8 protein-coding genes are annotated in these 8,916 nt (G+C 71.6%); all 8 read right to left on the bottom strand.

The genetic code is table 11. The features are described 5' to 3' along the window. Nucleotides 1–300: 300 nt before the first annotated feature. On the bottom strand, nt 301–1,122 hold the full coding sequence (locus VF647_23615; GenBank protein HEX8455087.1) for a purine-nucleoside phosphorylase: 822 nt from the start codon (nt 1,120–1,122) through the stop codon (nt 301–303). Beyond that, complete coding sequence (locus tag VF647_23620) at nt 1,123–1,671, bottom strand: DivIVA domain-containing protein (GenBank protein ID HEX8455088.1); 549 nt, start codon at nt 1,669–1,671, stop codon at nt 1,123–1,125. It abuts the gene before it with no gap. Further along, a complete protein-coding gene (locus VF647_23625) occupies nt 1,668–2,360 on the bottom strand; it encodes a YggS family pyridoxal phosphate-dependent enzyme (GenBank protein ID HEX8455089.1) in 693 nt (230 codons plus the stop codon). Before VF647_23625 ends, VF647_23620 begins: the two co-directional genes overlap by 4 nt. 406 nt (nt 2,361–2,766) lie before the next feature. Beyond that, complete coding sequence (gene cdaA, locus VF647_23630) at nt 2,767–3,540, bottom strand: diadenylate cyclase CdaA (protein HEX8455090.1); 774 nt, start codon at nt 3,538–3,540, stop codon at nt 2,767–2,769. Then, a complete protein-coding gene (gene folP, locus VF647_23635; protein ID HEX8455091.1) occupies nt 3,537–4,397 on the bottom strand; it encodes a dihydropteroate synthase in 861 nt (286 codons plus the stop codon). The genes cdaA and folP overlap by 4 nt, the downstream gene beginning before the upstream one ends. 410 nt (nt 4,398–4,807) lie before the next feature. After that, nucleotides 4,808–6,790, bottom strand: a complete 1,983-nt coding sequence (ftsH, locus tag VF647_23640; GenBank protein ID HEX8455092.1) for an ATP-dependent zinc metalloprotease FtsH — start codon at nt 6,788–6,790, stop codon at nt 4,808–4,810. 82 nt (nt 6,791–6,872) lie between these two features. Further along, entirely contained in the window at nt 6,873–7,427 is a 555-nt protein-coding gene (gene hpt / locus VF647_23645) for a hypoxanthine phosphoribosyltransferase (GenBank protein HEX8455093.1), read from the bottom strand. Then, nucleotides 7,420–8,742: a tRNA lysidine(34) synthetase TilS gene (tilS, locus tag VF647_23650; protein ID HEX8455094.1), complete on the bottom strand. Its 1,323-nt coding sequence runs from the start codon at nt 8,740–8,742 to the stop codon at nt 7,420–7,422. Before tilS ends, hpt begins: the two co-directional genes overlap by 8 nt. Nucleotides 8,743–8,916 lie beyond the last annotated feature (174 nt).

Raw genomic sequence — 8,916 nt, forward strand, 5'->3', positions numbered from 1 at the left:
ACAACGTCTGCGACGCCATGCACCGTAGGGGCGCGATTCATCGCGCCCGTGCCCGCCCCCGCTCCGCCGCCCGCCTGTCTACATCGAAACCCGTAGGGGCAGACCTGCGTGTCTGCCCACCCTCGCCCCCACCGCGAAGCCCGTATCATGCACCGTAACCTCGTAGGGGCCGCCCCACGTGGCTGCCCGTGCCCTCCCGCGCACCGCCGCACGCGCTGGCGCACCACCCCACGCAAAACGCCCCTCCCCCGCAGTTTGGGGGAGGGGCCGCGAGCTGACGAGCGGGGGAGGGGGCCCGCCTCACATCCGCGCCACCACACCCTCCACCAGCGCCGTCAGCCCCGGCTCCGCGGCGCGCGCGGTGGCGATGATCCGCTCGATGTCCGCCACCTCCAGCGCGTCCGGCAGGCAGGCGTCGGTGATGATGGACACGCCCATCACCCGCATCCCCCCGTGGATCGCGACGATGACCTCGGGGACGGTGGACATCCCCACCACGTCCGCGCCCATCGTGCGGAGCATGCGGTACTCGGCGCGCGTTTCCAGGTTGGGCCCGGGAACGGCCACGTACACCCCGCTCCGCAGCGGAATGCGCCGCTCCATTGCCACCTCGCGCGCCAGAGCCTGCAGCCCGCGGTCGTACACCTGCGACATGTCCGGGAAGCGGGGACCAAGCGAGTCGTCGTTGGGGCCGATCAGCGGGTTGTCGCCCAGCAGGTTGATGTGGTCGGCGATCAGGACCAGGTCGCCGGGGCTCCAGAAGGGGTTCATCCCCCCGCACGCGTTGGAGACGATCAGCGTCCCCGCGCCGAGCGCCCGCATCACGCGCACGGGGAAGGTCACCTGCTGGAGGGTGTAGCCCTCGTAGCGGTGGAAGCGGCCCTGCATCGCCACCACGGGCCGGCCGCCGAGCGTCCCCAGCAGGAGCCGCCCCGTGTGCGACTCCACGGTCGAGAGCGGGAAGTGCGGGATCTCCGCGTAGGGGATCTCCGTCTCCACCTCGATGCGGTCCGCGAGCCCGCCGAGCCCCGTCCCCAGGATGATGCCCGCGTCGGGCTTCAGCGTGCTGCGCGCCCGGATGGCCGCCACCGCCTCCGCGATCCGCTCCCTCAGCTCCGCCACTCAGCTCTCCCCATCGCCGCCCTCGCCCTCGGCGGCCTCAGCGCCGCCGCGCTCGCCCTGCCCCTCCGCCTCCAGGCGGGTGAGGGTGGCGGTGAGGCCCTCCTCCTGCTCGATCTCGCCGAGCTGCCGCTCCACCATCGCGCGGAAGATGCGCAGGAAGCGCACGCGCTGCCCCTGGATCCGCCGCAGCGCCTCCAGCGCGAGCGAGACCTGGCGCTTGGCGTCGGACACGATGCGCTCCCCCTGCGACCGCGCCTCGCGCAGCAGGAGCTCGGCCTCGCGGCGGGCCTGGTCGCGCATGTCCTCGCGCAGCTGCTGGGCGGAGACGAGCGCCTCGTTCATCGCTCGTTCGCGGTCGCGGTACTCCGCCATGGAGCCGGACATCGCGTCCACCTTGCCGGCGAGCGCGCTGTTCTGCCGCACCAGCTCTTCCATGCGGCTGGCGACCACTTCCAGGAAGTTGTCGACCGATTCCGCGTCGTACCCGCGCATCACGCGGCGGAAGTCGCCCTTCTTCTTGCGAACGTCGAGCGGTGTAAGATCGATCATCCCCGCTCCCCAAAGAGAACCGAGCCCACGCGAACGAGGGTGCTCCCCTCCTCCACCGCAATCTCGAAGTCGTTGCTCATCCCCATCGACAGCTGCCGCCCGGCCACTCCCGGCACCTGCCGCGCCACCTCGTCCAGCAGCTCGCGCGTGCGCCGGAACGCCGCGCGCACCACCTGCTCGTCGCCGGTAAAGGGCGCCATCGTCATCAGCCCCTCCACCCGCATTCCTGGCATCTCCACGATCCGCCCGACGCCCTCCACCAGCGCTTCCGGCTCGAAGCCGCCCTTGGTCCCCTCCCCCGACGCGTTCACCTGCACCAGCGCCCTCACTTCGACGTCGCGCTTTACGGCCTCGGCGGAGAGCGCTTCGGCAAGACGCAGGGAGTCGAGCGAGTGGATCAGGTCGAAGAGGGGGAGCGCCTTCCCCGCCTTGTTGCGCTGGAGGTGCCCGATCAGGTGCCACCCGACCGTCTCGCGCCCGACTTCGGCGACCTTGTCCTCCAGCTCCTGCACGCGGTTCTCGCCCACGTCAGCGACCCCCGCCGCCTTCACCGCCCGCACCGCATCGGCCGGATGGGTCTTGGTGACCGCCACCAGCGTGACCGGATCAGAGCGCCCGGCGCGCTCCCGCGCCCGCTCGATCCTCTCCCTGACTTCGTGTACGCGCGCCGCAACCTGTGCCGAATCCATGGGGTGGGATTGTAAAGCGGCGTGGCGGTGGGGGCAAGAAGAGGGGAATGGGGATTGGGGAATGGGGATTGGGGGCACGCGTGCATCCGTGCCGATTGCTTGGGTACGGTGCGCGGGCGGGCACGGGCAGCCACGCGGGGCGGCCCCTACGAGGTTTCTGCGCGCAGAAGCGGGCGTTTGGGCCGGGGCGAGGGTGGGCAGACACGCAGGTCTGCCCCTACCGGTTTCGGGGTTGGCATGCGGGCGGTGGAGCGGGGGCGGGCACGGGCGCGATAAATCGCGCCCCTACCGGATCTTCGCGCTCCGCAACGACATACGCCCCCTCTCTCGATAACGGCGAGGGCGCAGCCCTCTCCTGTTATCGGGAGAGGGGGCAGCGAGGAACGAGCGGGGGTGAGGGCCCACCTCACCCCGCCGCCCGCACCTCCCCGCGCAGCAGGTCCCGCAGCCGGTCCGGCGTGAACCCGCGCTCCAGGCGGCCGCGGTGCGCGAGGGAGATCACACCCGTTTCCTCGGAGACGACCACGACCAGGGCATCGGTCTCTTCGGAGAGGCCCAGGGCGGCGCGGTGGCGCGTGCCCAGGGTGCGGTCCGTCACGGGGGACTGCGTAAGGGGGAGGATGGAGCCGGCGGCCACGATCTCGTCGCCGCTGATGATGGCTGCGCCGTCGTGGAGGAGGGAGTATGGGGTGAAGATGTTCTGCAGGAGCGCGGAGGAGACGCGCGCGTGCAGCGGCGTGCCGGTCTCCACGTACTCGCCCAGCCCCACGCCGCGCTCCACGGCGATGATGGCGCCCGTCTTGTTGCGCGACAGCTCCTCGGCGGCCTCGGCGATCTCCTCGGCCACCTGATTGCCTTCCAGGCGCGTGAAGCCCCCGAAAAGACGGTTCTTCCCCAGGTGCGCGAGGGCGCTGCGCAGCTCGGGCTGGAAGACGATCAGCGCGGCGATGACGCCGAAGCGGAAAAAGGTCTCCAGGAGGTACTCGATGAGCTGGAGGTGGATCAGCCGCGCGACGCCGTACAGCGCAACGAGCGACGAGAGCCCCAGGAGCATCTGGATGGCGCGGGTGCCTGCGAGCACGACGAGGATGCGGTAGCAGAGCACCGCCACGATGGCGATCTCCAGCAGGTCCGTCCACCCGGGGGTGAGGAAGCCGAAGCGTCCCGTCCACCCGTTCATGCGGCCTCCGCGGGGATGCGGAGGATGCTCCACGCCACGTCCAGCGCGTGGCGGGCGGTGCGCACGTCGTGCACGCGAAAGATGCGGGCGCCGCGCGCCAGCCCGGCTACGCACGCACCCGCCGTCCCCGCATCGCGCTCGTGCGCGGGGATGCCGCCCAGCAGCCCGCCGATGAACGCCTTGCGCGACGCCCCCAGCAGCAGCGGATAGCCCAGCCGCGCCAGCACTCCCAGCCGCGCGATCAGCTCCACGTTCTGATCCGCCGTCTTCGCGAACCCGATCCCCGGGTCCAGCACGATGCGCTCCTCGTCTATCCCCGCCGCGCGCGCACGGGCGAGAGGCGGGGCCAGCTCCGCCGCCACTTCGGCCGCCACATCGGAATAGGACGCGTGCGACTGCATGGTGGCGGGGGTGCCGCGCATGTGCATCAGCACCAGCCCCGCCTCCGCCCGCGCGACCACCTCCGCCATCGCCGGATCGCCCAGCGCCGACACGTCGTTCACAACCTCGGCCCCCGCCTCAAGCGCGGCGCGGGCGACCTCCGCCTTGCGCGTATCCACCGACAGCGGCACGTCCAGCTCCGCGCGGATCGCCTCGATGACGGGAAGCACGCGCTCCATCTCCTCCTCCGCGCTGACCTCGGCGGCGCCGGGGCGGGTGCTCTCGCCGCCGACGTCGAGCAGATCGGCGCCGGTGGCGGCCATCCCCCGGGCGCGCGCGAGGGCCGGCCCCGCGCCACGGAACCGGCCCCCGTCGCTGAAGCTGTCCGGCGTCACGTTCAGGATGCCCATCACCAGCGGGCGATCCAGCGACAGCGCGCGACGGGGGAGGAGCCAGTGCCCAGTTCCGAGTGCCAAGTGCCCAGTGGTGCGGGGAGAAGTGGGGTGCCTCGCCGAAAGTAAGACGGGCTCGGCGCGCGGGCCAGGGCCGGGGGAGATGGTGCGTGAGGGCGTGAGTGTGTGAGTGCGTGAGTGAAGCAGCCAGCCGATACGCCCCCATTTTGCCATCCTGAGCGACGCGCCGCACTGACCTCGCCCGTTCACCAGCCTGTGGCGCGGAGCGAAGGATCTACTGCGCGTATCGAGGGGACTGGTGTGCGGCGCGATTCCCGGCCCAGCACCGGCTAGATCCTTCAGTCGCCGCAAGAAGTCCGAAGCGCATCGCGGACTTTCGCGGGGCGGCTCCCTCAGGATGACAAAAGGACGGGGGATGCCCGAATGGTTCGGCATCCCCCCGCACTCACGCACTAACGCACTCACGCACTTCCTTACGCCAGCCTCGGCTTCAACCCCTCCACCCCGATCGAGGGGCGGTCCTTGATGGCGGGCGGCGACGACGGGAGATCCGGCGGGCCGTAGGTCGGCTCCGGGCGCATGGGCGGGAGCTCCTTGCCAGCGACCAGGATGTCGATCTCCTCGCGGCCCAGCGTCTCGCGCTCCAGGAGGGCGACGGCCATGCGGTCCAGCAGGTCGCGGTGCTCGGTGATGGTGGCGCGGGCACGCTCGAGCGCCTCGTTCAGCACCCGCCCGACCTCGGCATCCACCAGCTCCGCCATCTTCTCGGACACCTCGCGGCGCTGCCCGAAGTCGCGGCCCAGGAAGACCTCCTGGCTGTTCTCGGTGATGGCCACTGGGCCCACCGCGTCCGAAAGGCCCCACTGTGTCACGTAGCGCCGCGCCACACCCGTCGCGCGCTGGATGTCGCTCGAGGCGCCGGTGGTCACGCGCTCGCGCCCGAACACCAGCTCCTCCGCGATGCGGCCGCCGTAGCACATGGCCAGCTGCGCCTCCAGCTCCTGGCGAGTGACCGAGACGCGGTCGTCTTCCGGCAGCGTGAAGGCCAGGCCAAGCGCACGGCCGCGGGGCACGATGGTCAGTTTGTGGAGCGGGTCGTTGCCCTGGATCTTGAGCGCGCACACCGCGTGGCCCGCCTCATGGAAGGCGGTGAGGCGGCGCTCCTCCTCGCGCATCACCAGCGAGCGGCGCTCGGCGCCCAGCATCACCTTGTCCTTGGCGTCCTCCAGGTCCGCCATGAACACCATGTCGCGGTTGCGGCGGGCGGCTAGCAGGGCGCCTTCGTTCACCAGGTTGGCCAGGTCCGCGCCCACCATCCCCGGCGTGCCGCGGGCCAGCACCGGGACGCTGACATCCGGAGCCGTGGGGATCTTGCGCAGGTGCACGCGCAGGATCGCCTCGCGCCCCTTCACGTCCGGCGCGTCCACCACCACCTGGCGGTCGAAGCGGCCCGGGCGCAGCAGCGCCGGGTCCAGCACGTCCGGACGGTTGGTGGCCGCGACCAGAATCACCCCGTCGTTGGCCTCGAAGCCGTCCATCTCCACCAGGAGCTGGTTGAGCGTCTGCTCGCGCTCGTCGTGCCCGCCGCCCAGCCCCGCGCCGCGGTGCCGTCCCACGGCGTCGATCTCGTCGATGAAGATGATGCACGGCGCGTGGCTCTTCCCCTGCTCGAACAGGTCGCGCACGCGGGACGCGCCCACCCCCACGAACATCTCCACGAAGTCAGAGCCGGACATCGAGAAGAAAGGCCGCCCCGCCTCGCCCGCCACGGCGCGAGCGAGCAGCGTCTTCCCCGTTCCCGGAGGACCGACGAGGAGCGCCCCTTTGGGGATGCGCCCGCCGAGCCGCGAGAAGCGCTTGGGGTCCTTCAGGAACTCGACGATCTCCTGCAGCTCGAACTTGGCCTCCACAGCGCCGGCCACGTCGTCGAACGTCACGCGCGGCGTGTCGCCGGTGAGGAGCTTGGCCTTGCTCTTCCCGAACTGGAACGCCTTGTTCCCGCTGCTCTGCATCTGGCGGAAGATGAAGACCCAGAAGCCGATCAGCAGGAGCCAGGGGAGCGCCTTCACCAGCGTGACGCCCCAGTCCATGTTCGGCTCCGAGGCGCCGATCTTGATCCCCGCCGTGTTCATCTCCTTGATCAGCTCTTCGGAGGCGTTGGGCGGAAGGAGGAGGGTGAACTGGTTGGCCGCGGCGCCGCGCCCCGTCTGCAGCGGGGTGCGCGTCTTTCCGTGCAGCTCGCGCTCGCCCACGAACTCCGCCTCGATCACGTTGCCCGCGGCGATCTGCTTGCGGAGCTGCGTGTAGTCGATCTCCGCGGTCGGCGTGGCGCGCCCCGAGTTGAGCGACACCAGGGCGATGGAGACCAGCACGATGGCGCCCCAGAAGGTGGCCGTGCGCGTGGCACGCCCCCAGCGGGTGGGTGGCTTCGGTGAACCGTTTTCGCGTTCTGCCATGTCTATTCCCTGCGCGGAAGTGCGCCCGATAAGGACGCCTCCGCGACGCGTACTTGTTCCGTGCCGCTAGATGCGGCGCGGCCTACAGGCTCCCGATGAACGGCAGGTTGCGGAAGTCCTCCGAGTGGTCCAGACCGTAGCCGATCAGGAACTCGTGCGGAGCATCGAACCCTACCCAGCGGGGCTCCTTCACCAGCGTGGTGGCGACGTGCTTGTGGAGGAGGGTGCACACCTCCAGCGAGCGCGGCCCGCGCTCCTCCAGCATCGGGAGGAGGCGGTTGAGGGTGGTGCCGCTGTCCACGATGTCCTCCACCACGATGACGTGGCGGTCCCTGAACTCGGCGTTGGGATCGTACAGCAGCTTCACCTCGCCGCTGGTGGTGGTGCCGCTGCCGTAGCTGCTCGCCACCAGGAAGTCCACCTGCAGCGGCCGGGTGATCTCGCGGACGAGGTCGCTGAGGAAGATGAACGACCCCTTGAGGAGTCCCAGCACCAGCACCGGCTCGTCGGCGGGCAGCTCGGCGGCGATCTGCCGCCCCATCTCCTCCACGCGTGCCGCGATCTGCTCGGCGCTGTAGACGATCCGTGTGAGCTTGCGGCCACCGGTGCGGGCCAGGGTCAGATCCGTATCAGGCATCGGTGATCGAGATGGTGATCGTGGCCTCGCCCGGAAGGGGCTCGGCGTCGGCCGCGCGGGCGAGCCCGTGGGCCCAGAGCACGCGCCCCTCCGCGTCCGCGAGTACCGCGGCGCGCGCCCGCTGCGGGCGGGAGATGCGCGCTTCCAGGAAGAGCTTCTTGAGCTTCTTCGTCCCCGCGCGGGTCTTCATCCGGTCGCCCGGGAGCCAGCCGCGCAGGGTGAGCGGAAGGCGTTGCGCGGCGAAGGTGACCCCCTCGCCGCCCGCGCCCCAGCGGACGCGCATCTCGCGCCCGCCCACCCGCAGCGTCCCCTCCCCCTCGCCGCCGCCGATCACCAGGGAGCGGTCGGCCGGGGGCGCGTCGTCCAGGGGCTCCACCCGCGCCAGACCGAGGTCGCTGCGGATCAGGTGGGTGCCGCCGGGGAGCAGGTGGACGCGTCCACTCGGTGCGGATGTGATAAACTGTAGCGCCGAGCGTGTTCCGGCGCGCCCCGGCACCACGCCGAAGCGGCGGAGCACCCCGCGCACCACGCGCGCCGCGACGGGCGAATCATAAGCCGCGAGCCGGTCCCGAACAAGCGCGGCCCCCGCCCCTTCCCACCTCACGCACTCCGCCGCCGCGCGCTCCGCCAGCACCGCCCACTCGTCTTCGTGTGCGCGCGCGAGGCGGGCCAGGCGCACCAGGCCGCGGCGAGCGGCGGGCGCAATCGTCTTTTCGATACGCGGGAGGAGGTCGTGGCGGATGCCGTTGCGCGCCGGTCCGAGCGCCCGGTTAGTGGGATCGCACCGCCAGCGCAACCCGTTCTCGCGCGCGTACGCCCGCAGCTCCGCGCGCCAGAAGGGGAGGAGCGGGCGCACCAGGCCGCCCTCGCCGCGCTCCGGAATCCCCGCGAGCCCCGCGATTCCCGTCCCGCGCAGCACGCGAAAGAGCACCGTCTCCGCCTGGTCGTCCGCGTGGTGCGCCGTGGCGAGGTGGGTGGCGCCTTCAGTGGATTGCGCCTCGCGGAGGAAGCGGTAGCGCGCGCGGCGTGCGTCGTCCTCGGTGCGCAGCGGCTCCGCGGCGCGCGCTTCCACCAGCGGCACGCCCCACGCCGTGCAGAGGCCGCGCACCCAGCGCGCATCGGCGTCGCTGGCGGGGCGCATGGCGTGGTCGAAGTGCGCCGCCGTCACGCGCAGGTCGGTGGTGAAGCGGAGGAGATGGAGGAGCACCACCGAGTCCATCCCGCCGGAGAGCGCGACCAGCACGTGCGCATCGGCATCGAGGCCGAGTGCGCGCAGGCGGTCGCGGAAGCGGGTGGGGAGGTCGGTGGCGGGCACGGGTTCAGGGCCCCCACCCCTGCCCTCCCCCGAACGCGGGGGAGCGTGGGGGAGGGTTGGGGTGGGGGGCGCGTCAGGCGCGGCGGCCGCCGACCTGGTCCAGCGGGGGCCGGCGGGCGCTGTTCACGCGCAGCTCGGAGCGGACGCCGCGCACGCCGTCCACGTCCCAGGCGT

The sequence above is a fragment of the Longimicrobium sp. genome (assembly GCA_036387335.1).
GTDB lineage: Bacteria > Gemmatimonadota > Gemmatimonadetes > Longimicrobiales > Longimicrobiaceae > Longimicrobium.

What these genes read in the sequence shown, in the direction of transcription:
- hpt (HEX8455093.1), bottom strand. Translation starts at nt 7,427, where the DNA reads ATGCCTGATACGGATCTGACCCTGGCCCGCACCGGTGGCCGCAAGCTC.
- VF647_23620 (HEX8455088.1), bottom strand. Translation starts at nt 1,671, where the DNA reads ATGATCGATCTTACACCGCTCGACGTTCGCAAGAAGAAGGGCGACTTC.
- VF647_23625 (HEX8455089.1), bottom strand. Translation starts at nt 2,360, where the DNA reads ATGGATTCGGCACAGGTTGCGGCGCGCGTACACGAAGTCAGGGAGAGG.
- ftsH (HEX8455092.1), bottom strand. Translation starts at nt 6,790, where the DNA reads ATGGCAGAACGCGAAAACGGTTCACCGAAGCCACCCACCCGCTGGGGG.
- cdaA (HEX8455090.1), bottom strand. Translation starts at nt 3,540, where the DNA reads ATGAACGGGTGGACGGGACGCTTCGGCTTCCTCACCCCCGGGTGGACG.